Here is a 23,235-nt window from a genome sequence, read left to right as displayed (position 1 = left end):
AAGGCGACAAGATGGGTATCACCCGTATCACGACCGAAAGGAGGCGCGATGGATCCGCGGCCGCACCACTCGCGGTCGGTCACCAGACGTACGGTGCTAACGGCCGCGGCGGCCGTGGCTCTCGGTGGAGTGGCGATCACGGGCTGTTCCCGGCAGCACCCGGCAGACGTCCCCGCCATTCCTCGATGGGAAGACCTGCGCGGCAGCCTATCCGGAGCCCTGGTGGTCCGCGGTGAGGCCGGGTCGGTTGAGGCCGGTAGGGCGTTCAATCCACTGTTCGATGTGAATCATCCTGGCGCGGTGGCCTTCTGCGCCTCCGAAGAGGATGTGGCACGTTGTGTGGAGTTCGCTTCGAACGCCGCGATACCTGTTGCGGCACGCAGTGGGGGACACAGCTATGCCGGATACTGCATCCCGAACGACGGATTGGTCGTCGATCTTGGTCGCATGGCGACGGTCTCGATGACTGGGACCGCTGCGGTGGTCGGGTCCGGAGCCCGTCTGATCGACGTGTACGCCGGTGTCGCCGAGGCGGGCCGGATGCTTGCGGGTGGATCCTGTCCGACCGTGGGTATCGCCGGGTTGACCCTGGGAGGCGGAGTAGGGGTTCTCACACGTAAGTTCGGACTCACCTGCGACCAGCTGATCTCTGCCCGAGCGGTGACCTCCGACGGCAAAATCCGAATCCTTTCATCGACTTCCGAACCCGACCTGTTCTGGGCCATCCGCGGAGTTGGCGGCGGAAACTTTTGCATTGCAACGGAGTTCACCTTTGCAACGGCCGAAGCCACCGAGCTGACGGTATTCACCCTCGACTATGCGCCGGGGGACACGGCCGCGATCATGCATAGGTGGCTGACGTTCATGGCCGATGCGCCCGATGAATTGTGGACAACCCTGCACGCCGCGGGCGGCACCGCACCGCAATGCCGGATCGTCGGGTGTATCGCTGGGCGCACCAATCCGCGCGCACTGATCGAGAATCTGCGCAGCGCAATCGGCATCGGCCCCACCGACCGATTCGAGGCCGTGAAGAGCTTCCTGGACGCCATGAAGTTCATGGGCGGCTGTTCCACATTGACTGTGGCCCAGTGCCATCCGTCATGGACTGGGAGCGCAGCTGGACGGTTGGATCGGGAATCATTCGTGGCGTCCTCCCGGATGGTCCCGCATGCCGGAGTCGACACCGCTCTAATCGAGGCGCTCCTGACGGGCAAGCCCGGGCTCACGTTCATCTTCGACAGCCTGGGCGGGGCAGTGAGCCGAATTCCCGCCGATGCCACCGTCTTCCCTCATCGATATGCCGTTGCATCGATCCAGATCTATCACGGGGTCGGAGCGGACTCCGCGATCGCGTCTCAGCGTGTGGACGAAGCACGCGACCGGCTCGGTGAGATCTGCGGTGCCGCGGCCTATGTGAACTACATCGACCCCCGCATGCCCGATTGGGCTGCGGCGTATTACGGGGAGAATCTGCCGCGGCTGCGGCGGATTGCCGCCGCCTACGATCCGAACGAGGTTTTCGGCTTCGCGCAAGCGGTTCGTCCCTAGTCGCGCCGTACGCTCCGCTGTGCCTGCGCGATGAGTTCGCGCCAACGGCCTTCGGGGAGTTCGTACACCGCGGTGTCTCCGCCGTATGCACTGGAGACGACGACGTCCGGCGACAGACTCCCTAGAAGTTCCAGACTCGACCACATCTCGTCGGCGTCACCGCGCCCGGGCACCACAAAGGTCGACCATGCGCCCCCCTCGGTGGGGAACATCGTGTCTCCGGTGAAGAGATACTTGTCGCCGTCTGCGCCCGTCACCAGATAGCTTGTGCTGCCGGGTGAATGTCCCGGTGTGGGAATCACCTCCACGCCGTTGCCGTCGACATGGCGTTCGTCGGTGGGAATGTCGAGCTCCGCGTGCTCGCCAATCTCATGCCGTTCCTCGACAGAGGCGTGCAGCTTTGATCCGAAATGTCGCTTCACGACGGCAAGCATCGGTCCCGCCTCGTCCTGATGCGATAGGTATTGGTGGGCGACACCACCCAGCTCGGCGATGGCCTCGAAATCGGCCTCGGTGGCCGGGCTGTAGAACAACACGTTCCCCTCAGGACGAGTCCACAGGTAGGCGTGGGTGGTCAGTCCGGGAAACGGGCTATCCGTCCGTGCCTCCCACAGGTCGGATCGAATCTGGCGCATATTCGATGTCTTCGTTGTCATGCGTCCAGTGTTCATTCTCAAGTGAACTTGAGGTCAAGGACTTGTCTGGAAGCTTCCTTGCGATCGATGCCGACAACCTCAGGATGCTGCCATCTCCATAGCAGATGGTTTCTAGCTGAACTAGCTATTGGACTTATATCTTGCTCTCGATGCACAGTGGACCGGACAGCCCGGTAAATCCGAGGCCGACCGAAATATCCACGGATGGAAGGAGATAGGCGGCGTACAGGTACGCGGCCTACAAAGACCATGGTTGCTTTTCGTGATCTGCGAGACTACATCGACACGCTAACCCGTGAGCTGGGCGATGCAGAGGTGATGACGATCGACGGAGCCGATTGGAACCTCGAAATCGGCTGCATTACTGAACTTCTCGCCGAAAAAGAGGGACCGGCATTGTTGTTCGACAACATTCCCGGTTACCCGACCGGGTACCGGGTGTTCACCAATTTCATGGGAACCGTCCAGCGGTGTGCGGTGGCCCTGGGACTGCCCGTGGAAACACCGGCCATGGACATCGTCCGTGCCTGGAAGGACCTCAGCAAGCGCATCGAACCCATTGCACCGGTGGAGGTCTCCAGCGGCACAATCCTCGAGAATGTGATCGAGGGCGACGATGTCGACCTCACTGTGTTCCCAACACCTCAGTGGCATGACGGTGACGGCGGGCGCTACATCGGTACCGCCTGCATGGTGATCACACGCGACCCCGATTCGGGCTGGGTCAACGTTGGGACCTACCGAGGCTGCGTGCAGGGCAAGGACCGGCTGTCATTGTGGATGCTTGGCAACCGGCACGCACTCGCGATCGCCAAAAAGTATTGGGACAAGGGCCAATCCTGCCCAATCGCAGTCGTCGTCGGCTGCGATCCCATCCTCACAACGGCCGCGGCCATAGCGGCACCGGCGGAGGTCTGCGAATACGACGTGGCAGGTGGTCTGCGCGGCAGCGGCGTCGAGGTCCTCGCGGCACCGGGAACCGGGTTACCGATTCCCGCACACGCCGAGATCGTGATCGAGGGCGAGATGCCACCGGTTACCGAGGAATCAGTTCCCGAGGGACCATTCGGCGAGTGGACAGGCTACTTCACTCACGCAGGAAACGAGACTGTGGTGCGCGTGCAGCGCATCTTGCACCGCGATAATCCGATCATCCTCGGTGCGCCCCCGATGATCCCGACGGTTCCCGCCGGCGATCAGGCCGTACCCCTGTACTCGGCCTCGGTGACCTGGGACCATCTCGAAGCCGCCGGCGTTCAGAACATCCAGGGCGTCTGGGCGTATGCGCGCCAGCTCATGATGGTGATATCCCTCAAGCAGACCGGTGCCGGAGACGCTATGCAGGCATTGCTGGCCGCCGCCGGACGCAAACGCACCGGTGGCATGGATCGCTACTTCGTCGTGGTCGACGACGACATCGATATCACTGACATCAATCATGTGTTGTGGGCGATCTTCACAAGGGTGAACCCATCGGAGTCAATTCAGATCGTGCGGACACCCACCACAGCGATCGACCCGCGTTTGTCACCAGCGCAACGGGAAGCCAACGATTTGTCCATGGGCATCGTTCTCATCGACGCGTGTAAGCCGTTCTCGTGGATGGACTCCTATCCGAAGGCGAACCGCTTCGACCAGGCGTACCGCACCCAGATCCGCGATCGGTGGAAGGCGACGCTCCCGCTATGAACGCCAAGGCGTTACCCGGTGACCTCTGCGAATTGCTGCGCGGGTTTCCCAGCGTCGATTCTCGCGAGCAGGCCTTCCCATTCGTCACCGTGGACACCGGCGGATATCCGCATTCCGCCCTGCTGTCTCGTTCCGAGCTGGAACCCGGTCCGGGGGGCTTGAGCCTCTTCGTTGTAGTGGCCGGACGGGTCACCCGCGCGAATCTAAAGCGCACAGGTGCCGCGAGCCTACTCGCGGCCCACGGCACCGCATGCCATCACGCCAAACTGCGAATGACGCGATCGGTCACCGAGCGTGGGCTCATGGGTTGCGTTTTCACGGTGACCGAATATCGCCACGATGATATCGGAATCGCACTGCAGCCCATGAGTTTCCAAACATCGGAACGGCTGGAACAGCAGGAGAACTGGCAACGGAGCACCGCGATGCTGTCCGCCCTCTCGGCCGCACACCCCCGACAGGCGACATTCGATGACCGATAGACCAACCCGGATCATCGTCGCGATCACGGGCGCCAGCGGAGCTCTATTCGCCATCCGACTTCTCGAAACATTGCGCGAAATACCCTCGGTGGAAACGCATCTGGTAATGAGCACCTGGGCCCGCTCCAATATCGAAATGGAATCCACCCGCTCGGTTCGCGAGGTGGCCCAGTTGGCCGATGTGACGTACAAGCTCGGCGAGCAGGGTGCGGCAATTTCTTCGGGATCGTTTCGAACCGACGGAATGATTGTCGTGCCGTGCAGCATGCGGACCCTTGCCGCGATCCGCTACGGAATCGCCGACAACCTGATCTGTCGAGCCGCCGATGTCGTACTCAAGGAGGGACGTCGACTGGTTCTCGCTCCACGTGAAACCCCGCTCAATACCATTCATCTGGAGAACATGCTGGCACTCAGCAGGATGGGCGTACGCATCGTTCCACCGATGCCGGCCTTCTACAACCACCCACGCACCATCGACGACATCGTGGATCACAGCGTGACCCGCATCCTCGATCAGTTCGGCGTCGATACGCCATATGCGAAACGCTGGCGCGGACTGGATTCCGCACGCCACGAAATGGTTCTAAGTCAGCATCTCCCGCACTCGGGCAACGACATGGCGAACGAACACCGGGGCCGCAGGATTGACTGATTTCCCTTTACGCCAAAGTATTCCGATGCGACCGGGCGGCACGTCGGGCAGCTGAGCATGCACGACACCCTTAGTCTGTCGCATCGCCGATTCCGGTACCACGGCTATGCCAAGCCCTTGGGCGGCGAGCGCTACCAGCACATCTGGGTCGCTGGCCTCAAAGCTGATGCGGGCGGTAATTCCGGACGCATGCAGCGTCTTGTCGAGCTGGGTCCGAATACCAGACCCTGGTGACAGCGCGATCAATGGATACTGCGCCAGAGCTGCCAGAGAAACCGTGTCACCGTGGCGCACCAGGGGGTGAGAGGGCGAAAACGCTGCAACGATGCAATCCCGGGTGAGCTCCCGCGCATGGACGCCAGCGGGTGAATCATCGGTGAGGCTCACAAGGGCGACGTCCAGTTCACCTTCGGTCACCCGTCGCGCCAGAACCGCGGAGGTGTCCTCAATAAGCGACAACTCAACGCCTGGGTGCTGGCGGTGAAATGTTGTCAACAACCGAGGCAGATCGATATGGCGGGGCGAGATAGAGGTGATCGTTCCAATCGCCAAATGCCCATGCAGCAGTCCGGTCAAGCCTTCTACGGACGCGCGTCCCGCAGCCAGGGAGTCCAACGCCGCACGCGCATGAGGAAGAAGCGCCTGCCCCGCGGCAGTAAGAACCGCCGAACGGGCACGGCGTTCGAAAAGCGGCTGTCCGAGCTCGCGCTCGAGCGCCTTGACGTGGGCACTGACACCCGATTGCGCCAGATGTACCCGCCTCGCTGCGCCGGTGAAGGTGCCCGCCTCGACGACCGCGAGGAAACACTCCAACTGATGCAGATCCATATGCCTTGGTGTTCGCTGCTATTCGCCCGACTCGGCAAGCGCTGCGAGTCTGTCCACCGAGTCCTGCAGCCGCTCCGAGGTGGTGCGACGAGCCCGGGGCAGCCTGTTCTCGTCGGCGAGATTCGTCCAGTCATAGGTGTGGATCACCCGGGTACGGCTGTCGCCAAGCGGTTCCAGTTCCCATCGCCACAGGTGGCCGGGTGGTCGCTTGCCCACTTCCGAGGGCAACCACGCGATCCGGCGCGCCTCCTCGAACTCTACGATGCGGTTTTCGCGTACGGCACCATTGGTCAGGGTCATCGCGAACACATCACCCACACCATGAACGCGTTGTCCGGTGGCGGCCTCGGCAAGGTTCTCGTTGCCGTCCCATTCACGCTGCCGTGCCGCATCGGCGATGAACTCGAAGATCACCGCTGCCGGCGCATTCACTTCACGGCTCGCCGAGACCACTCTGACGTCCTCAGTCATATGACCCATCCAACCAGAGTCCTGCCGTCTAGCCGATCAATTCGCGAGTGAGTTTGCGCGCCAGCGTTATCGGCGCTGCGGATTTCTCCATCTTGGATGCGGTCAGAGCGCCGTCGTAAAACAGCTGCACTCGTCGGGCCATGTTGTCCGGGTGTGATACCCCAGCCTCGCGCAGCAGTGCTGTCACGGTCGCGCGGAACCACTCACGATGTGCGCGCACCGGTTCCCATACTGTTCCGGGGAATTCCGTGGCGGCATTGGCGTAGAGGCACCCACGGAAGTTCCTTGTTTTCGCGGCGGTGGCGGCCAGGTCGAAGAATGTCAGGATCTTCGCAACGGGATCGCGCTGCGCCGCGACAGCAGCGTTCCATCGGTTGCGATCACGCTGATCAATTTCTTCGAGGTAGGCGACGATGAGCGCATCCTTGGAACCGTAAGTGCTGTACAGGCTCGCCTTGGCAACTCCCGCCTCGCGCAGGATCTGGTCGATGCCAACGGCGCGAATTCCCTGCGCCGCAAAGAGATCTGAGGCCGCACGCAGCAGCCGATCGGCGGGTCCGAGCACACGGAGGCCCGACGCGGTGTCGGCGGCCTTCGGTGCGGTCGTGGGACTCATGGGAGCAGGGTAACCGAGATAGGACGCATAGACAGACCGGTCTGTCCATGAAACCGTCGAGTTGTCACCCACCCAAGTGGTCCACCGAAGTAAGGAAAGAGTTCCGTGACGTTGCACCTCTACGAGATCGCCATTGAACCCGCCGACAACACCGATGCCACTCAACTGCTCAAGGAGATCGACGGGCGACTTCACCGCGACGGCGGCGAATTGATCGAAGCGCAGGTGACACGCGAGGCGCGCCGCGTCTTCGTCATCGCCGAATTCGACGGTGACGCATCGCTACTGGATGCGGATTCCCTCGGCGTCGAGTCGGTTTCGGGACCGCACACGGTTCGCCTCGTGGGTGCCGATCCCGACCAGCTGAAGTCCGTCCGTCCGGTCGCCGGGTACCTGGTGGAATGGGATCTACCCGCCGATCTGGACATGCAGACCTACCTGGCGCGCAAAATGGCCAAGGCGCCGAAGTACGCCGACGTACCCGAAGTCAGTTTCCTGCGTACGTATGTCCGCGAAGACATGGACAAATGCCTGTGCTTTTACGACGCCCCCGATGAGGCGGCCGTGCTCCGCGCGCGTAAGGCCGTTGACACTCCGGTCGACAGACTGCACGGACTGGGGGATATCTCGCTATGACGGCCGCCGTGGCCAAGAATGTGGACGCGGCGCTGGAGCGCGTCAGCGATGAGGTGGCCGCCCGTGCGCCTGCTCTCGACTCGGATCAAGCCGATGTACGCGCCGATCTAGCCGCTTTGGGAGCAGCGGGCCTGTTCTCCACCGGTATTGGCGGTACGGACCTCGCACCCATGGTGCGGGTGATCGAACGGGTAGCGACGAGCAGTCTGGCCGTGGGCTTCTCCGCCTGGGCGCATCGCATGACCATCGAATACCTGAGCCTGGCTCCTGAGGCCTTGCGCGCCGCGCAGCTGCCCGCGCTGATGACCGGACGCCGCACCGGGGTCACCGCGATGGCAGCCGGCCTCAAACAGGTTGCGGGGCTGGGGGAGGTGCCGCTGCGCGCCGTTACACGTCATGGTGGGCTGCGCATTACCGGACCGATCCGATGGGCTTCCAATGTGTTCCCCAATGCGTTGATGGTGCTACCGGCATGCGGGGCAGATGGCGCAACCTATGTGGCGGCGGTCGATATCAACGCGCACGGGGTACGGATCGACCGGCCACCGAACCTGATGGCGCTGAAGGCAACGGCCTCGACATCCCTGTACCTGGAGAACGTGCACGTCCCCATCGAGAACGTGATCAGCACCGACCTGCCGAGTTTCGTCGCCCGGATCCGGCCGGCCTTTCTTCTGCTCCAGACCGCCTTCTGCTCCGGAGTAAGCGCGGCCGCTCTTGACGGTGCACAATCCGCGCGCGGCGTGCTGGCTGACCAGTTCACCACGGAACGGGTCGAGCTTATACAGCGGAATCAAGCCCAGCGAGAACGTCTTTACGCATTCGCGTCCAGACCATCGGAACCGAGTATCGCCGACCTCCTTCGGCTGCGGCTCGACGCCGCCGTGCTCGCCGGCCAGGCGACGCGCCTGGAGGCCACATTGGTCGGCGGCGCCGGATACGCAGTGGGCACCGCGGCAAACCGGCGGTTTCGCGAAGCCGCATTCCTACCCATTCAGTCACCCTCGGAAGGACAACTGCGGTGGGAACTGACGCAGTACGAATAACGGGTGCCACCAAGCATTTCGGGTCGACGGTGGCATTCCGCGAGATCGACGTCCATGTCACGTCCGGCGAGTTCCTGGCCATCCTGGGCACCAGTGGGAGCGGAAAATCCACCCTGTTGCGGGTACTGGCGGGTTTGGAGGAGCTGAGCTCCGGAACCGTCACCTGGACGTCGGACGGAGGGCGACCCCGAACCGGCGTCGTCTTTCAGGATGCCCTACTGATGCCGTGGCTGACCGTGGCGGAGAACATCGCATTCGCGAAGCGATTCACGGTGCACCGCAATGGGTTCGACGATGACTATGTGGACGACTTGGTCCGACGTTTCGGCCTCCAGCAGCTCGCCGACCGATATCCCGACCAACTCTCCGGTGGCCAGGCTCAACGTGTCGCGATCTTGCGCGCCACAGCGACCCGCCCGCGACTACTGCTGCTCGACGAACCGTTCAGCGCGCTCGATCCGGTGACCCGCGCCGATCTGCAATCCTGGCTGGCGAATCTGGCCGCCGAACTGGCCGTCACGGTTGTCCTGGTGACCCACGATGTCGATGAGGCATTGACGCTCGCACACCGGGTGGTTCTTCTTGGCGACAACGGCCGGATACGACAGGAGTGGGTGCTCGACGACTCGGCGGGGGAGCGCGACCGGATACGCCACGAGATCCTTACCCAGTACCAACCGGCGGACGCGGAGATCGAGTGAACGGTACTACCTCGCGCCGCGCCGTCCTCGCGGGCGCCGCCGGGATAACCACCGCGGCCGGTCTTTTCGGCGCCACTGGGCTGATCCGTGCCGCAACGTCCGACACCACGAACACCACCGCCCAACTACGCATCGGGTATCTACCGATCACCGATGCCGCCCCGCTGCTGATCGCCCATTCCGCGGGGCTCTATCCCGCCGGCACGGTCAGTGCGGCCAAACCGGTGCTGTTCCGCAGCTGGGCCGCGTTGGCAGAGGCGTTCATGGCACGACAGATCGACGTCGCGCATCTGTTGATGCCCATGGCGATCCAGCTCCGCCAGGTGTTGGGACACGGCGTGCGGGTGCTCGGCTGGAATCACACCAACGGATCCGCGCTCACCGTGGCACCGGATATCGAATATCTGGAAGATCTAGCGGGCACACAGGTGGCCATTCCGTTCTGGTGGTCGATCCACAACATCGTGCTGCAACAGCTGTTGCGCGGCCATGGATTGCGACCGGTGATCAGGAGCACCGCGTCCCGCGCCCACCGCACCGTCGAACTCGTCGTGATGAGCCCCTCCGATATGGTGCCGGCCCTGGCCAATCGATCCATCGGGGGATACGTCGTCGCCGATCCGTTCAATGCCATCGCACAGATCAAGAAGATCGGGCGGATTCACACATTTCTCGGCGATGTGTGGCGCGATCACGCATGCTGCGTGCTCGTCACACGTGATGACGTGATCGCACGTCGCGCGTCCGCCGTACAGGGTGTCACCGATGCCGTGGTGGCCGCGCAGCTCCGCATCGATGCCGACCGAAAGTCGGCGGCGAGCGCGCTCGGCGGCGGTAAGTACCTTCCGCAGCCCGTGCCCGCCATACAGACCGCGCTGACCTACCCGAATCCGCCGTATCCACTGAAACATCCGGATTGGCATCCACATCGCCTGGGCTACCAGCCGTTTCCGTATCGGAGCTTCACCCAGCGACTCGTCGAGTCGATGCACGACACCGTGGTTGACGGCGACCGCGGATTCCTTGACCGCCTGGATCCGGCACGAGTGCACGACGACCTCGTCGACGACTCCTTTGTACGCAGGGCGATCACCGCACACGGGGGACCGGCGGCCTTCGGTATCGCGGCCGATTTCACTCGAACTGAACAGGTGCAGGCATTATGAGCATTATCGAGCGCACCCTCACGACTACCCGTGAGAGCGGGCCTGCATCACAGAAGCCACCGCTGCTCGCCAAGATCTGGCCACCGGCACTTGCCATCGGCGCGAGCATCGCCTTCTGGTGGCTCGCAAGCTCAGTGCTCAGTGAACCCCATTCACTGCTGCGCCAGACGGCTCCGCAGAAGGCATTGCCCGCGGCCATTGATCTGCTGAATCGCGGTGTGCTGCTGCCGGATATCGGAGTCAGCCTGTGGCGATTACTGATCGGACTTTCCGTCGCCGCCCTGGTCGGTATCCCGGCGGGACTGCTTCTGGGCGTGAGCACCACCGCGGAACGCGCCGCACGTCCCGTCGTCCAATTTCTGCGGATGATCTCGCCGCTGTCGTGGACACCTATCGCGGTGGCGGTCTTCGGTATCGGGAGCCAACCGGTCGTCTTCCTCATCGCGGCGGCTGCGGTGTGGCCGATCCTCATCAACACCACCGCCGGTGTGCACGGAATCGAACCCGGGTATCTGCACGTGGCGCGGTCGTTCCATGCCACCCGCATCGAACTCCTCACCGCGGTGATACTCCCGGCCATCCGCGGCCACGTTCAGACCGGCGTGCGCATCGCGTTGGGTATCGCCTGGGTGGTTCTCGTACCCGCCGAAATGCTCGGTGTGCGATCGGGTTTGGGCTACCAGATACTGAATGCGCGGGACCAGCTTGCCTACGACCAGGTCGTTGCGGTGATTCTCGTCATCGGGGTGCTGGGCTACGCCTTGGATATGGCGGCGCGGCTGCTACTCGACCGGAGAACGCCGCGGCGCACCTGACAGCGCGGAGTAAGCTCGCACGCGCTTACGTACCCGACTGTTTCGGAGGTGTTCCGAATGAAGATGCTTCTGCGCCGGATGGCAATCGCCGCGCCAGGATCGTTGCTTCCCCTGATCGCGTTGGCGACCATCTCGCCCGCGATCAGTTCCGCCGACCCGCTCGTGCCCAACTGTGAGAACGGGTGGTGGGACCCGGTGGCCAACACCTGTCGGCCACCGGTAGCGACAACGCCGTTGAGCTGCGATGACGGTTGGTGGTGGGACCCGGTGGGCAACGTGTGCCGCCCACCCGTCATTCCTCCTCAGTAGAGCCGCCTCACGCCACCAGGGCCGCGGTGGCCGCGGCGAACATCGTCGACTTGATGGCGCCCAGCGTTCCGCTGTCCTTACCCACCAGTGGCCTCACCAGATCGACTGCGTCGCTGAGTACTTCGTGTTCGACGGCGGCCCGGTCGGCTAAACCGGCTGCTACGGCGGCATCCCCGCCGTAGCGGCGCCCGGTGGTCATGGCGGTTACCGCGGTCTGCGGGGTCACCTTGGCCAGGATCAAGCTCGCCATTCCAGGGGTGAAGGGGATCTTGATATCGACCTCGGGGAAACACAGGTATCCGCGGTCGGAACGCATTACGCGGTAGTCGTGGGCGACGGCGAGCATCGCGCCGGCCCCAAAGGCGTGACCATTGACAGCGGCGACAGTGGGCAATGCGAACGTGAGGACCCTGCTGAGCAGCGCCTGTACGCGGCCGATGTACCAGTCGGCGCGATCCCCGTGGGACATGAGCCAATCCAGGTCCAGCCCGTTCGAGTAGAACTTATCGGTCCCCACGGTGACCAGAGCCTGGGCGCGCACGAGCACATCGTCGAGAAGACCGTCAACCGTATCAAGCCAATCGGGGGAGAACCGGTTCTCGTCCTCACCGAGGTTGAGAACGGCGATCGTATCCTGAAGTTCTAGGGTGGCGGTCATCGCATATTTCCTTTCATGTTGGTGCCCTTGGTTTTTGGGCGTGCTGGGGGTGGGTCGATGGCAAGGACGGCGCGTACTGCCGCCTCCAGGCGCGAACGTGTCGCGGCATCGGGTGGACGGCGCCCCCGAAGTAGCAGACCGGAGGGCAATCCCACGACGCAGTCCTCGATGACCTGTACCGCGCGGCCGTCCTCCCGGCCCCACAGGACTCGCGACAACCGAATGAACAACGCCACGAGGACCTCGTCGGCACTCGCTATCGCGGCGGCGACGCCTTGGGGAACATCGGGCCCGATGAGATCCTCACGCCGCACACCGAGCACGAGCCGCGAGGATTCGGGGAACCGTTCCGCGAAGACGGCGGGGGTGTCGGCCGCGGCGACGACGGCGTTCACCGCTGCCGCCTCAACGGGTCCACTCACCGCAAGGGCTTCGTCCACGGCACCACATTGCATATCGAGAAACCGCTGGGCGGCACGCAACCACGCCCGTCCGACCATCTCGCCGCGCGATCCGAAGGCGTGATAGATGGCGCCGTTGGAAATCCCGGTCACTTGGGATACCGCTCGAACCGTCACTGCCGCCGGGCCGTCCTCCACCGCGATCCGTTCGGTGGCATCGAGCAGATCGTCGACGGAGTGGATACGCGGGCGCGGCACGCAAGCACAATAACAGAGCAATCGCTCTGTTATGAAAAACGACGGCTCAACAAACTCGCCAGAAACTACTACCGGAAGTAGTAATTACGTACTACCCTCCGTAGTAGGCATAAAGTCTCTTTCCCAGGGAGCAGCTATGGGTCAAGCAACGAAGCTTGCCGAAGCAGTCGATTCGCGTTATCACGCGTCACCGGGTTTGCGAAGACAGATGAACAAGGTCTTCCCGACGCACTGGTCGTTCCTGCTGGGTGAGATCGCGCTGTACAGCTTTGTGCTGCTGCTGATCTCGGGCGTTTATCTAGCACTCTTCTTCGACCCGTCGATGGCAGAGGTCACCTACAACGGCGTCTACCAGCCATTGCGCGGTATGCAGATGTCCAAGGCCTACGAAAGCACTCTGCATCTCAGCTTCGAGGTGCGCGGCGGACTGTTCGTGCGGCAGATCCACCATTGGGCGGCGCTGATGTTCGCGGCCTCCATCGTGGTGCACCTGGCCCGCATCTTCTTCACCGGGGCGTTCCGCCGCCCGCGCGAGGCCAACTGGGTCATCGGTTCGGTGCTGTTGATCCTCGCTATGGCCGAGGGGTTCGCGGGCTACTCGCTACCCGATGATCTACTCTCCGGCACCGGGCTTCGCGTGGTCACCCAGGGCATGATGTCGTTGCCGATCATCGGCACCTGGATGCATTGGGCCCTCTTTGGTGGCGATTTCCCCGGAAACATCATCCTGCCAAGACTTTATGTCCTGCATGTGCTGCTCGTTCCGGCCATCATGATCGCGCTCATCGCCGTGCACCTGGCCCTGGTCTGGTACCAGAAGCACACCCAGTTTCCGGGACCGCGTCGCACCGAGTCCAATGTCGTTGGGGTAAGGATCGTTCCGGTGTTCGCCGTGAAATCCGGCGCTTTCTTCGCCGTCGTGACGGCCATCCTCGCGATCATGGGCGGTCTGCTGCAGATCAATCCGATCTGGAATCTAGGTCCCTACAAGCCATCCCAGATATCGGCCGGATCGCCCCCCGATATCTACCTGATGTGGACCGACGGCCTGTTGCGGCTCGTCCCGAATTGGGAGCTGTACATCTTCGGCTACACGGTGCCCGCGGTGCTGTGGGGAGTTCTGGGCATCATGTCCGCGTTCGCGGTGATCGTCGCCTGGCCATGGATAGAGAGACGCTTCACCGGCGAGTGCGTCAATGGGGGCACACCGCACAACTTATTGCAGCGTCCGCGTGATGCTCCGGTCCGCACCGCCATTGGGGCAGCGGCCTTTTCGCTGTACATCTTGCTGACCCTGTCGTGCATGAATGACACCCTCGCGTTCGCATTCCACATCTCGCTGAACGCAACGACGTGGATCGGCCGCATCGGCATGGTCGTCCTGCCCGCTGTCGTGTACTACATCGCCTACCGGTGGGCCATCGGCCTTCAGCGCGCCGACAGGGCAGTGCTCGAACACGGCGTCGAGACCGGCATCGTCAAGCGGCTGCCGCACGGCGCGTATATCGAGGTTCACCAGCCATTGGCCGGAGTGGACGAGCACGGCCAGGTGATCCCGCTCGAATACCAAGGCGCGGCGGTACCCAAGCGGGTGAACAAGCTGGGACTGGCCGGCGCACCCGGCACCGGCTCGTTTCTATCTGCCGACCCACCCGATGAGCAGCGGGCATTGGCAGAGGCCAAACATGCCGCCGAGCGCCTGGAATTGGCTGCACTACGAGGAGGATCGCGATAGCTCAGCCGCCGTCGCCCCATGTTCGGGGATTACGGCAAACGCATGCCGTACCGTCGAGTCGAACTCTTACTCGACAAAGGATGGTCATGTCGCCGCGTTTGCGTGTCATGGGTGCCGCGATCCTGGCACTGACGCTCATCGGTTGCACCGAGCCCACACCGGCCCGCGCCACCATCACTCGGTGCGCCCTGTCCGATCTGCCTTCCGAGGCCTCCGGAACGGTGGGACTGATCCATTCCAATGGACCGTTCCCGTATCCACGAAACGACGGCGTCGTCTTCCAGAACCGCGAGAGAGTCCTGCCATCGGAGCCTCGCGGGTATTACCACGAGTACACGGTCCGCACGCCGGGCAGCAAGACGCGCGGCACGCGGCGCGTCATCACCGGGGGCACTCCGCTGAACGATCCGCCGCACGTCTACTACACGGGCGATCACTACCAGTCATTCTGTGAGGTTGAAGGCGCATGAAGACCTACGTCGTCGACGGCTCCCGCATCCGCACGCGGGCAGACTTCTTCACCGAGCTCGGGCGCGCGGTGAATGGGCCGGGTGGCTATTTCGGCAGCAATCTCGACGCCCTTGTCGATTGCCTGCGTGGAGGATTCGGCACTCCCGACGATGAACCATTCCGGTTCGTGCTACAGGATGTCACGCGGATCAAGTCCGCGGTGGGGAAGAAGGACTGGGACACCATCCAAGAGATCTTCGAGGAAGCCGAGGTGCCGCTGACGACGCGGACCTCACCCAAGGACGACTAACCCAAATCGAGTGCGAGCCCGGCGCGGCAATTCGGGCCAGGCTCGCACTCGATTTGCAGATCAGGACACGTCGAACCGGTCCGCGTCCGACACCTTGACCCATGCCGCGACGAAGTCCTTCACGAACTTCTCCTTGGCGTCGTCCTGCGCGTAAACCTCTGCGAGAGCACGCAGTTCCGAGTTGGCACCGAACACAAGGTCCACCCGACTCGCGGTCCACTTCACCACACCGGTGGCACGATCGCTGCCCACGTAAGTGCCGTCATCGGCCGATGACGGTGTCCACTCGGTGCCCATATCGACCAGATTGACGAAGAAGTCATTGGTCAACGTCCCGGGGTTCTCGGTGAGCACACCGAGCTCCGAACCCTGGTAGTTGGCACCCAACACACGCAGACCACCGACAAGGACAGTCAACTCCGGCGGGGAGAGCGCCAACAGGTTGGCCTTATCGATCAACTTGTACTCAGCCGGAATCTGGGCGCCCTTGCCAAGGTAGTTCCGGAATCCGTCGGCAGTCGGCTCCAGATATGCGAATGACTCGACATCGGTCTGTTCCTGAGTCGCATCGCCACGGCCGGGTGTGAAGGGCACCGTGACGTCGAATCCGGCTTCCTTAGCCGCCTTTTCGACGGCCGCCGCACCACCGAGCACGACGATGTCGGCGAACGACACCTTCTTGCCACCGGCGTTGACCGACTCCCGGATACCCTCAAGCGTCCGGATCACTTGGGCAAGCTCATCCGGCTCGTTGGACTCCCAGCCGGCCTGCGGCTGCAACCGAAGACGCCCACCGTTGGCACCGCCGCGCTTATCACTGTTGCGATAGGATGCCACGGCCTTCCATGCGGTCGAAACAAGTTGCGGCACAGTAAGACCCGACGCAAGGATCTGCTTCTTCAGCTCGACGACGTCATCGGCCCCGATGTTGGTTTCCGAAGCGGGAATGACGTCCTGCCATAACAGGGTTTCCTTGGGCACCAACGGACCGAGGTAACGGGTAACCGGCCCCAGGTCGCGGTGAATCAACTTGTACCACGCCTTCGCGTAGGCATCGGCGAGCTCCTCGGGATGGGCCAGCCAGCGCTCGGTGATCTCCGCGTAGATGGGATCGAACCGCATCGACAGGTCCGTGGTGAGCATCGAGGGATGCGTCTTACCCGTGCCCTGGGCCATGGGCACCGAGTTGGCCCATCCACCGTCCTTGGGCTTCCACTGGTGTGCACCGGCAGGGCTCTTGGTCAGCTCCCACTCGTTGCCATACAGAATCTCCAGGAAGCTGTTGTCCCACTTGGTCGGGGTGTGGGTCCAGACGACTTCCAGGCCACTGCCGATTGCGTCGTTACCCTTACCGGAGCCGAACGAGCTCTTCCAGCCGATACCCATCTGCTCGAGCGGCGCGTCCTCGGGATCGGGCCCGACCAGGCCGGCATCGCCCGCACCGTGCGTCTTACCGAAGGTGTGACCACCCACGATCAGCGCCGCGGTTTCCTCGTCGTTCATCGCCATTCGGGCAAAGGTCTCGCGGATGTCGATGGCGGCGGCGAGTGGATCCGGATTGCCGTTGGGGCCTTCGGGATTGACGTAGATCAGACCCATCTGCACCGCGGCAAGCGGGTTTTCCAGGTCACGGTCACCGGTGTAGCGCTCGTCGCCCAACCAGGTGTGCTCCGGGCCCCAGTAGACATCCTGCTCGGGCTCCCAGCGGTCCTCGCGCCCGAAGGCGAAGCCAAAGGTCTTGAACCCCATGGTGTCCATGGCGTGGTTACCTGCGAACACAATCAGGTCGGCCCAGGACAGAGCGTTTCCGTACTTTTTCTTGACGGGCCATAGCAGGCGCCGCGCGCGGTCTAGCAGCACGTTATCGGGCCAGCTGTTCAGCGGGGCGAACCGCTGCATACCCGCGCCCGCGCCGCCCCGACCGTCGGCGACACGGTAGGTACCCGCGGCATGCCACGACATGCGAATGAACATCGGGCCGTAGTTGCCGAAGTCGGCGGGCCACCAGTCCTGTGAGTCGGTCAGCACGTTCTCGACGTCGGCCTTGAGCTCGTCGACATCGATCGTCTGCACGGCCTTGGCGTAGTCGAAGTCCTCACCGAGAGGGTTCGCGGCAGGGGGGTTCTTCTTGAGGATTTGCAGGTTGAGCTGGGTGGGCCACCATTCGCGATTGGCGTTGCCGCCCTCGACGGGGTAGTTCAGGCGGCCTCCGGCGACGGGGCAACCATTCGAGGGTTGGTTGTTTGCCTCTGCGATGGGCGGGTGTTCTTCAGACACAGCGTTCCTTTCGGGAGTGGATAGTGATGTGGGCTGTGATCACGTGTGTGATCCCGAAACTTGTGATGTGGCCTTCGAAGAAGCGCAGTCGGGGCATAGACCCCAATAGATGACCTCTGCCTCTTCGAGAATGAATCCGTTGTAGTCCGACGGGGTAAGGCAGGGCGCGGCACCGACGGCGCAGTCGACGTCGGCGATGACGCCGCAGGATCGGCATACGACATGGTGGTGGTTGTCGCCGACCCGCGATTCGTATCGCGCGACGGAGCCGGAGGGCTGAATCTTGCGCACCAGGCCCGCCGAGGTCAGCGCCGCTAAGACGTCGTAAACGGCCTGTCGAGATACCTCGGGCAAACCGGTCCTCACCACACCGAAGATGGTCTCGGTATCGGCATGCGGGTTCACTTCCACGGCTTCCAGCACAGCGACCCGCGGCCGGGTCACGCGCAGATCCGCGGTCCGCAGCAGCTCCGCGTACTCATCGGATGTGAAGGACACAACGCCAGTATGCCTCAGTTATCTGGAATGAGTCCAGGAATTCCCAAAAAAGTTAGAAACGGTCAGGTCGGCATCAAGAACCTGACAAATGTCATCAATAGTGTTGACACTGAGCACTTTTGCACTCGAAGGCGGTGGAGTTACCGCGTCGACATCGTTTCGATCACCCCACCCAGCAGCTTGCGCAGCTGGGTCCGGTCCTTCGCGGGCATATTGGCGAGAACTTCCTCGTCGTCCTCGCGCAAAGTCGCATCGGCACGCTCGAAGAGCTTCCGACCCTTGGCGGTCAACTCGGTGGTCAGCACCCTGGCGTCGGCTTGCCGACGCGAACGAGAAACCAGTCCGGCTTCTTCAAGGGACCGCTGAACCAGGCTCACCGCCTGCGGAGTAATCCGAAGCTCGGCGGCAATCTCCACATTGGATATCCCAGGCTGTGCCGAGAGCACGGCCAAACACTCCATCTGTGGAATCGTCACGCCAAAATCGCGCACGATCACCGACGCTCGTGACCACAGCAGCCGGTATATCTGAGACACCAGGATGCCCATGGGAGATTCCTCGTGTCTGCTCATACCGCGCTAACAGTAGCGGAATGTCGAATGTTCAACCGTCCGAAGCGACGGGACCGAGCGGCGTGTCGCCACCGAATGCCTCATCAGTGCCATCCACGGGACTCACACCAATTCGACAGTGCATCAAGCACATTGATCAACACTCTTGACGAGCGCTCCGTTGCGTCGACACTCAAGCAGGGCTGGCCCCAGGGGCCCGCACCACCATGGGGACGGCGGGGAAGTAGGCCGCCATCACCGATCGCGACTTCCGCAAAGCGGCTGTACCGTAACCCCTCTTTCGATGGTCGGGATGAACCCAGATCCGGACGTTCACCTCACCATCGACCAGTTCGCCGAAGACCATGGCCACCTTGCTGTGCCCTTCGATCGCGACGAACCAGGCCGCCTCCTCATCGTCGATGCGAGCCAGTGCTGCCCTCAACTCGTCATCGAGACCGCCCGCCGGGGCGCGCGAACCGTCACCGGCTTCACCTATCTCTTCGGTGCGTACCGCGAAGATATCGATATCGGAGTCCCCGGAGAAGGGGCGCAGTTCGAGACTGTCTCCCGAGCTCGCGGGGCGCTCCATGAGCGTGAAAGTGAGCTGGCTGTTGAGATCCTCGAGCTCTGCGGCATTCTGGCGGCGCGCGTCCTTGGTCAGCTTGTCGAATGACATACCCATGACGGCCTCGCCGCCCAAATGCGAGGTTCCCAACAAGGCAGCGATCGCGTCGATCGCACTCTTTCGGTCATCGGCTTCAACAATCAGATCAAGCACTTCATGACGTCGTTCGAACGCACTCGTGAGTGCGTCGGCAATCTCGCGGCGGATGGCAAGGCGGTCGTGATCGGTCATGGCGTCAGCCTACGACCGGCGGGCCGACGGCGCTCAGGAAACGTTGAGCACAAGGGTTGACCTGCGGCCGGACTGGTGCTCAGTGTCACCGTTAGGTCACGGTACGACAACTCATTGGCTATGTCGCAGAACCTAATTGGGATATCACGACAGTCGGAGGTACAAAGGATCTTGGTGGTCCTCGCCGGCCGGAGGTACCACCCGAGGGGTCAGCGTTCACGGCCGGAGAGAAGCGACAATCGAATGAAACGCACTTACGCCGCCATGCTCGGCATCGCCCTGCTGTTCGCTACGCCGGGGCTGGCCTCCGCCGACGTCATCAGGCGCCCCGCCGACACCCAGAAGACCATCAATGCGGTGATCGCGAGGGGGCTGTCCCAACGCGGTGTGCCATTCACCTATGGGGGCGGCAACACCGACGGCCCAACCACGAGTACCGATAACACACCGGCCGCACCCGCGGCCACCACAAGCCTGCTGGGACTGATTCCCGCTCCGGCTCCTGCGCTCGCTCCGAAGGTTCCAGGATTCGACGCCTCGGGGCTCATGGTGTACTCGTACGCCGCCGCCGGAATCAAGTTGCCCCGTAGGTCGAACGATCAGTACAACATTGGGCGGAAAATACCGCCCTCGCAAGCTATTCCGGGTGACCTCATCTTCTACGGTCCCGAGGGCAGTCAGAGCGTGACAATGTTCCTGGGGAACAATCTCATGTTGGAAGCATCCGAGCCCGCGGTACAGGTCTCGCCGGTTCGATTCGACACAATGACCCCCTACCTGGTTCGCGTGATCGAGTAGTCACATCACGTCACGGCGTTGACCGCTCGCGCAGAATCTCGTCGATTCGGTCCAGCACCGCGGGCCATCCGACCGCACACAGCTGTCTGAATTTCATCTGCTCGTGGTCGCCCGGATCGAATCCCGTCGCGTCGACCACCAGTCGCGTTCCCTCCGCGTCCGGACTCAGCGACCAGCGCGAGTCTATGGTGATCGAACCATCGCGGGTGGCCAGTCGGTACGCCAACAGCCGATCGACGACGGCATCGGTGAACCGACCATCGATCGCACCCACGAAGCCGCTTCCCACGAACGGAAAAACATTGAACGAGAAGGCAACTCCCTTCTCGTACCGGACCGGGTCGAAATCCTTGACCCATTGTCCGAACAACGACGGAGAGGTCAGTACCGACCACACCCCGCTGGCGGGACACGAGTAGTGATACTCAAAACCGATTGATGTGAGGTCCCCGACCTGCTCAACCACGGGCCCACCCTCCCTTGTAACGCCTGTCGAATGCGCTGACAGTCCTCAACCTAACGCACGGAATGCGCGCGGGGATCTTGATCGGAACTACCCGGACGGTGGCATCATCGGCGTGTGCTCACGGAGCTATCGACATTCGGGCCCTTCTTCGTCGTCGAGACACACGATGTCGGCGATGCGCCGGTAGCACCGTGGCGGCCGATGGCCGATCTCGTCGACGAACCAGCAGGGCTGCCTACTCGCATCAACGCCGTCAGAAACGCCCTCGCCGCACGCACCGGACAAGACCCCGATGACGTCGACCTCCGCGTGGCTTCCTCCATCGCCCACCTCGGACTCGTCGCACGCATCATCGCGCCGGTGATCGGCGCCATGGCATGCGGCCAGGTCCATATCTCACAGGAGTTGGATGATCTGTGGTGGCAGGACCAACTGGGCGGGCCGTTTCCACTGTCGGTAACCGTGCGGACGGAACCCGGGAGCACCGGTCTCGGTCCGGCAGTCGTCGTGCTCACGCAGCGATTCCTCGACCGCACCGGCGTAAGTGACCGTGTCCTGTGGGGAAACGTCGGATCAGCCGTGAACAGTGCCGCGTACCTTATCGCCGCATCGCGACCCGAGCTGACCGATACCGCCCGCGAGACGGCCGATACGTACCTGCGCGATCCGCGCATCGACGACGGCGCCCTGCGTGCCGGACCGGATTTCCGTAGGCGGAGCTGCTGCCTCATCTACCAGCTCACCGACGACCGCTCCGCGGTGTGCGGTGACTGTGTCCTGAAGTAAGGCCTTGAGGTAAGTCCTGAGGCACCCGACTAAACGAGCTGGTACGCCTCCAGCGGGAAGGATTCCTGTTCCTTGTAGGCGCTGGCCGTCGAGGTCGGACGCAGGAGCGCCGCCTCGCCGTGCTGGTTGAAGTAGTAGCTTCGCGCCGTCTGGCAGCTGCCGAGATAGAACACCGAATTGTCCAGGTTACCGACCATGCGGTTCAGGAATTCGGTGTTGGCTTCCTCGGTGACCTCGAAGGTTTCCGCACCGGTGCGCGACATTTCGCCGAAGAGGCGCTTGATATGACGCATCTGCGACTCGATCGTGTCGAAGTAGGACAACCCGCTGTACGAGTACGGGCCATTGAGCGTCAACAGGTTTGGGAACTTGGGTATTGCGATACCTTCGAATGCCTGGAAACGGCTGTCCCGCCAGAACTTTCCGAGGTTGTAGTCCTCGCGGCCAATGATTTCGAACGCCGGGAAGGCTGATTCCCAGAGGTTGAATCCCGTGGCCAGCACCAGGGTGTCGATGACTGTCTTGCGGCCGTCGGCGGTGACGATGCCATCGGGTTCGATGCGTTCGATCGAGGCCGTCTCGAGGGTGACGTTCTTCTTGCTGAACGCACGGAAGTACGAGTTCGAGAACGTCGGGCGCTTGCAGCCGAAGTCGTAGTCCGGGGTGAGTTTGCGGCGCAGCTCGCGATCACGCACCTGCACAAACAGGTGCGCCTTGGCCAGCGTTGCGGCCCCGGTGTTGAGCTTCCGGAACTGGCGGAAATGCAGCACCCCGCCCACCATGATGGCCTCGAGAATCGCCGACCCCACTGTGCGGGCCAATTTTTGGGTGCGCGGTACCCGCGCGAAGAGCTGCTTGACCACGCCGGGGACCTTGGCGTCGGCCTTGGGCACCACCCAGATTGGGGTGCGCTGGTACACGGTCAGGTGCTGCGCATCCTTGGCGAGCTCGGGGATGAGCTGGACGGCGGTGGCGCCCGTGCCGATCAGGCCAATCTTATGGCCTGCAGCGCGGAAGCTGTTGTCCCACTTGGTGGTATGAATAACCTTACCGGCAAAGGTCTCAATGCCTTCGATATCGGGCATCTTCGGCTGGGACAGGTATCCCGTCGCCGTCAGCAGATAGCGGCCGGTCACGGTATCGCCGGCTTCGGTCGTCACCACCCAGTGCTGTTCCTCTTCATCCCAGCGCGTGCCGGATACCGGGGTGTTGAAACGCATGTACTTGCGCAAGTCGTACTTCTCGGCCACGTGGGCGGCATACTGCTTTAGCTCCGAGCCGGGCGCGAACAACCGCGACCAGTAAGGGTTCGGCTCAAACGAGTACGAGTAGGTCGCCGAAGGGATATCCACGGCCAGGCCGGGGTAGTGGTTGACATGCCAGGTCCCACCGAGGTCATCCTCGCGATCCAGAATCGCGAGATTGGTCAGGCCCAGCTCCTTGAGCTGAATTGCCGCCCCCATCCCGCCAAAACCGGCACCGATGATGACGGCGTCAAACTGCGTTGTCATGTCCCAATGCTAGCCGTCACCGCAAATAAATGGTCGACCCGTCCAGATGTACGCCA

27 protein-coding genes are annotated in these 23,235 nt (G+C 62.7%); 15 read left to right on the top strand and 12 right to left on the bottom strand.

What is annotated here, in order from left to right; genetic code table 11:
• The first annotated feature begins 48 nt into the window (after positions 1-48).
• On the top strand, positions 49-1,551 hold the full coding sequence (locus AB0H22_RS22925; protein ID WP_358149239.1) for an FAD-binding oxidoreductase: 1,503 nt from the start codon (positions 49-51) through the stop codon (positions 1,549-1,551).
• On the opposite strand, the gene AB0H22_RS22920 is transcribed toward AB0H22_RS22925, so the two are convergent.
• Entirely contained in the window at positions 1,548-2,207 is a 660-nt protein-coding gene (locus tag AB0H22_RS22920; RefSeq protein ID WP_255485837.1) for an MBL fold metallo-hydrolase, read from the bottom strand. The two genes, AB0H22_RS22925 and AB0H22_RS22920, sit on opposite strands and share 4 nt — an antisense overlap.
• A gap of 267 nt (positions 2,208-2,474) precedes the next feature.
• Here AB0H22_RS22920 and AB0H22_RS22915 point away from each other — a divergent pair, with 267 nt between their 5' ends.
• From AB0H22_RS22915 to AB0H22_RS22905, 3 genes are read left to right on the top strand one after another with little or no spacing between them, the layout of a single operon-like run.
• Positions 2,475-3,896, top strand: a complete 1,422-nt coding sequence (locus tag AB0H22_RS22915; protein ID WP_180750375.1) for a UbiD family decarboxylase — start codon at positions 2,475-2,477, stop codon at positions 3,894-3,896.
• A complete protein-coding gene (locus AB0H22_RS22910; RefSeq protein WP_358149236.1) occupies positions 3,893-4,378 on the top strand; it encodes a hypothetical protein in 486 nt (161 codons plus the stop codon). Before AB0H22_RS22915 ends, AB0H22_RS22910 begins: the two co-directional genes overlap by 4 nt.
• Entirely contained in the window at positions 4,368-5,033 is a 666-nt protein-coding gene (locus tag AB0H22_RS22905) for a non-oxidative hydroxyarylic acid decarboxylases subunit B (protein ID WP_358149234.1), read from the top strand. The genes AB0H22_RS22910 and AB0H22_RS22905 overlap by 11 nt, the downstream gene beginning before the upstream one ends.
• Here the strand turns inward: AB0H22_RS22905 and AB0H22_RS22900 are convergent.
• The 3 genes from AB0H22_RS22900 to AB0H22_RS22890 are packed head-to-tail and all read right to left on the bottom strand — an operon-like array spanning position 4,965 to position 7,020.
• The gene (locus tag AB0H22_RS22900) at positions 4,965-5,861 is read right to left on the bottom strand and encodes a LysR family transcriptional regulator (RefSeq protein ID WP_358149231.1); all 897 of its coding nucleotides are present in this window, start codon (positions 5,859-5,861) and stop codon (positions 4,965-4,967) included. The genes AB0H22_RS22905 and AB0H22_RS22900 overlap by 69 nt on opposite strands.
• Before the next feature lie 18 nt (positions 5,862-5,879).
• Positions 5,880-6,332 carry an SRPBCC family protein gene (locus AB0H22_RS22895; protein ID WP_180750170.1) on the bottom strand — a complete coding sequence of 151 codons (453 nt, stop codon included), beginning with the start codon at positions 6,330-6,332 and terminating at the stop codon, positions 5,880-5,882.
• 28 nt (positions 6,333-6,360) lie between these two features.
• Positions 6,361-7,020: a TetR/AcrR family transcriptional regulator gene (locus AB0H22_RS22890; protein ID WP_180750171.1), complete on the bottom strand. Its 660-nt coding sequence runs from the start codon at positions 7,018-7,020 to the stop codon at positions 6,361-6,363.
• A gap of 33 nt (positions 7,021-7,053) precedes the next feature.
• On the opposite strand from AB0H22_RS22890, the gene AB0H22_RS22885 reads away from it, so the two are divergent.
• From AB0H22_RS22885 to AB0H22_RS22860, 6 genes are read left to right on the top strand one after another with little or no spacing between them, the layout of a single operon-like run.
• Entirely contained in the window at positions 7,054-7,584 is a 531-nt protein-coding gene (locus AB0H22_RS22885) for a DUF4242 domain-containing protein (protein WP_358149229.1), read from the top strand.
• Positions 7,581-8,630: an acyl-CoA dehydrogenase family protein gene (locus AB0H22_RS22880; protein WP_358149227.1), complete on the top strand. Its 1,050-nt coding sequence runs from the start codon at positions 7,581-7,583 to the stop codon at positions 8,628-8,630. Before AB0H22_RS22885 ends, AB0H22_RS22880 begins: the two co-directional genes overlap by 4 nt.
• Positions 8,606-9,331: an ABC transporter ATP-binding protein gene (locus tag AB0H22_RS22875; protein ID WP_358149225.1), complete on the top strand. Its 726-nt coding sequence runs from the start codon at positions 8,606-8,608 to the stop codon at positions 9,329-9,331. Before AB0H22_RS22880 ends, AB0H22_RS22875 begins: the two co-directional genes overlap by 25 nt.
• The gene (locus AB0H22_RS22870; RefSeq protein ID WP_358149222.1) at positions 9,328-10,497 is read left to right on the top strand and encodes an ABC transporter substrate-binding protein; all 1,170 of its coding nucleotides are present in this window, start codon (positions 9,328-9,330) and stop codon (positions 10,495-10,497) included. Before AB0H22_RS22875 ends, AB0H22_RS22870 begins: the two co-directional genes overlap by 4 nt.
• Positions 10,494-11,312 carry an ABC transporter permease gene (locus AB0H22_RS22865; RefSeq protein WP_180750176.1) on the top strand — a complete coding sequence of 273 codons (819 nt, stop codon included), beginning with the start codon at positions 10,494-10,496 and terminating at the stop codon, positions 11,310-11,312. Before AB0H22_RS22870 ends, AB0H22_RS22865 begins: the two co-directional genes overlap by 4 nt.
• Before the next feature lie 57 nt (positions 11,313-11,369).
• Positions 11,370-11,621 carry a hypothetical protein gene (locus AB0H22_RS22860; protein ID WP_180750177.1) on the top strand — a complete coding sequence of 84 codons (252 nt, stop codon included), beginning with the start codon at positions 11,370-11,372 and terminating at the stop codon, positions 11,619-11,621.
• Positions 11,622-11,628: 7 nt separating this feature from the next.
• Here AB0H22_RS22860 and AB0H22_RS22855 read toward each other — a convergent pair whose 3' ends face one another.
• Complete coding sequence (locus AB0H22_RS22855; RefSeq protein ID WP_358149219.1) at positions 11,629-12,279, bottom strand: enoyl-CoA hydratase-related protein; 651 nt, start codon at positions 12,277-12,279, stop codon at positions 11,629-11,631.
• On the bottom strand, positions 12,276-12,938 hold the full coding sequence (locus AB0H22_RS22850; RefSeq protein WP_358149217.1) for a TetR/AcrR family transcriptional regulator: 663 nt from the start codon (positions 12,936-12,938) through the stop codon (positions 12,276-12,278). The genes AB0H22_RS22855 and AB0H22_RS22850 overlap by 4 nt, the downstream gene beginning before the upstream one ends.
• 136 nt (positions 12,939-13,074) lie before the next feature.
• Here AB0H22_RS22850 and AB0H22_RS22845 point away from each other — a divergent pair, with 136 nt between their 5' ends.
• The 3 genes from AB0H22_RS22845 to AB0H22_RS22835 all read left to right on the top strand — a co-directional run bounded on the left by AB0H22_RS22845 (position 13,075) and on the right by AB0H22_RS22835 (position 15,433).
• On the top strand, positions 13,075-14,673 hold the full coding sequence (locus tag AB0H22_RS22845) for a cytochrome bc complex cytochrome b subunit (RefSeq protein WP_180750180.1): 1,599 nt from the start codon (positions 13,075-13,077) through the stop codon (positions 14,671-14,673).
• A gap of 80 nt (positions 14,674-14,753) precedes the next feature.
• The gene (locus AB0H22_RS22840) at positions 14,754-15,143 is read left to right on the top strand and encodes a ribonuclease domain-containing protein (protein ID WP_180750181.1); all 390 of its coding nucleotides are present in this window, start codon (positions 14,754-14,756) and stop codon (positions 15,141-15,143) included.
• A complete protein-coding gene (locus AB0H22_RS22835) occupies positions 15,140-15,433 on the top strand; it encodes a barstar family protein (protein ID WP_180750182.1) in 294 nt (97 codons plus the stop codon). Before AB0H22_RS22840 ends, AB0H22_RS22835 begins: the two co-directional genes overlap by 4 nt.
• 60 nt (positions 15,434-15,493) lie before the next feature.
• On the opposite strand, the gene katG is transcribed toward AB0H22_RS22835, so the two are convergent.
• The 4 genes from katG to AB0H22_RS22815 all read right to left on the bottom strand — a co-directional run bounded on the left by katG (position 15,494) and on the right by AB0H22_RS22815 (position 19,618).
• Positions 15,494-17,710 (bottom strand): catalase/peroxidase HPI, encoded by a 2,217-nt coding sequence (gene katG, locus AB0H22_RS22830; protein ID WP_358149215.1) that lies wholly within the window; start codon positions 17,708-17,710, stop codon positions 15,494-15,496.
• Positions 17,711-17,749: 39 nt separating this feature from the next.
• The gene (locus AB0H22_RS22825; RefSeq protein WP_180750184.1) at positions 17,750-18,208 is read right to left on the bottom strand and encodes a Fur family transcriptional regulator; all 459 of its coding nucleotides are present in this window, start codon (positions 18,206-18,208) and stop codon (positions 17,750-17,752) included.
• A 140-nt stretch (positions 18,209-18,348) separates the two neighbouring features.
• Positions 18,349-18,756 (bottom strand): MarR family transcriptional regulator, encoded by a 408-nt coding sequence (locus AB0H22_RS22820; RefSeq protein WP_180750376.1) that lies wholly within the window; start codon positions 18,754-18,756, stop codon positions 18,349-18,351.
• A 196-nt stretch (positions 18,757-18,952) separates the two neighbouring features.
• Complete coding sequence (locus tag AB0H22_RS22815; protein ID WP_180750185.1) at positions 18,953-19,618, bottom strand: GNAT family N-acetyltransferase; 666 nt, start codon at positions 19,616-19,618, stop codon at positions 18,953-18,955.
• A gap of 243 nt (positions 19,619-19,861) precedes the next feature.
• Here AB0H22_RS22815 and ripD point away from each other — a divergent pair, with 243 nt between their 5' ends.
• On the top strand, positions 19,862-20,416 hold the full coding sequence (gene ripD, locus AB0H22_RS22810; RefSeq protein WP_358149210.1) for an NlpC/P60 family peptidoglycan-binding protein RipD: 555 nt from the start codon (positions 19,862-19,864) through the stop codon (positions 20,414-20,416).
• Positions 20,417-20,426: 10 nt separating this feature from the next.
• Here ripD and AB0H22_RS22805 read toward each other — a convergent pair whose 3' ends face one another.
• A complete protein-coding gene (locus tag AB0H22_RS22805) occupies positions 20,427-20,882 on the bottom strand; it encodes an SRPBCC domain-containing protein (protein WP_180750187.1) in 456 nt (151 codons plus the stop codon).
• A 114-nt stretch (positions 20,883-20,996) separates the two neighbouring features.
• On the opposite strand from AB0H22_RS22805, the gene AB0H22_RS22800 reads away from it, so the two are divergent.
• On the top strand, positions 20,997-21,668 hold the full coding sequence (locus AB0H22_RS22800; RefSeq protein ID WP_358149208.1) for a (2Fe-2S)-binding protein: 672 nt from the start codon (positions 20,997-20,999) through the stop codon (positions 21,666-21,668).
• A gap of 29 nt (positions 21,669-21,697) precedes the next feature.
• Here AB0H22_RS22800 and AB0H22_RS22795 read toward each other — a convergent pair whose 3' ends face one another.
• Positions 21,698-23,179 (bottom strand): NAD(P)/FAD-dependent oxidoreductase, encoded by a 1,482-nt coding sequence (locus AB0H22_RS22795; RefSeq protein ID WP_180750188.1) that lies wholly within the window; start codon positions 23,177-23,179, stop codon positions 21,698-21,700.
• Positions 23,180-23,235 lie beyond the last annotated feature (56 nt).

The sequence above is a fragment of the Mycobacterium sp. NPDC050853 genome (genome assembly GCF_040653875.1).
In the GTDB taxonomy this organism is placed as follows: Bacteria; Actinomycetota; Actinomycetes; order Mycobacteriales; family Mycobacteriaceae; genus Mycobacterium.
This window is presented reverse-complemented; position numbering and strand designations above follow the sequence as displayed.

Excerpts from the sequence above, each read along its gene's own strand:
- AB0H22_RS22920 (WP_255485837.1), bottom strand. The coding sequence starts at position 2,207 with ATGACAACGAAGACATCGAATATGCGCCAGATTCGATCCGACCTGTGG.
- AB0H22_RS22925 (WP_358149239.1), top strand. The coding sequence starts at position 49 with ATGGATCCGCGGCCGCACCACTCGCGGTCGGTCACCAGACGTACGGTG.
- AB0H22_RS22880 (WP_358149227.1), top strand. The coding sequence starts at position 7,581 with ATGACGGCCGCCGTGGCCAAGAATGTGGACGCGGCGCTGGAGCGCGTC.
- AB0H22_RS22860 (WP_180750177.1), top strand. The coding sequence starts at position 11,370 with ATGAAGATGCTTCTGCGCCGGATGGCAATCGCCGCGCCAGGATCGTTG.
- AB0H22_RS22820 (WP_180750376.1), bottom strand. The coding sequence starts at position 18,756 with ATGGGCATCCTGGTGTCTCAGATATACCGGCTGCTGTGGTCACGAGCG.
- AB0H22_RS22815 (WP_180750185.1), bottom strand. The coding sequence starts at position 19,618 with ATGACCGATCACGACCGCCTTGCCATCCGCCGCGAGATTGCCGACGCA.
- AB0H22_RS22835 (WP_180750182.1), top strand. The coding sequence starts at position 15,140 with ATGAAGACCTACGTCGTCGACGGCTCCCGCATCCGCACGCGGGCAGAC.
- ripD (WP_358149210.1), top strand. The coding sequence starts at position 19,862 with ATGAAACGCACTTACGCCGCCATGCTCGGCATCGCCCTGCTGTTCGCT.
- AB0H22_RS22845 (WP_180750180.1), top strand. The coding sequence starts at position 13,075 with ATGGGTCAAGCAACGAAGCTTGCCGAAGCAGTCGATTCGCGTTATCAC.
- AB0H22_RS22900 (WP_358149231.1), bottom strand. The coding sequence starts at position 5,861 with ATGGATCTGCATCAGTTGGAGTGTTTCCTCGCGGTCGTCGAGGCGGGC.
- AB0H22_RS22905 (WP_358149234.1), top strand. The coding sequence starts at position 4,368 with ATGACCGATAGACCAACCCGGATCATCGTCGCGATCACGGGCGCCAGC.
- AB0H22_RS22795 (WP_180750188.1), bottom strand. The coding sequence starts at position 23,179 with ATGACAACGCAGTTTGACGCCGTCATCATCGGTGCCGGTTTTGGCGGG.
- AB0H22_RS22855 (WP_358149219.1), bottom strand. The coding sequence starts at position 12,279 with ATGACCGCCACCCTAGAACTTCAGGATACGATCGCCGTTCTCAACCTC.
- AB0H22_RS22865 (WP_180750176.1), top strand. The coding sequence starts at position 10,494 with ATGAGCATTATCGAGCGCACCCTCACGACTACCCGTGAGAGCGGGCCT.
- AB0H22_RS22910 (WP_358149236.1), top strand. The coding sequence starts at position 3,893 with ATGAACGCCAAGGCGTTACCCGGTGACCTCTGCGAATTGCTGCGCGGG.
- AB0H22_RS22840 (WP_180750181.1), top strand. The coding sequence starts at position 14,754 with ATGGTCATGTCGCCGCGTTTGCGTGTCATGGGTGCCGCGATCCTGGCA.
- AB0H22_RS22895 (WP_180750170.1), bottom strand. The coding sequence starts at position 6,332 with ATGACTGAGGACGTCAGAGTGGTCTCGGCGAGCCGTGAAGTGAATGCG.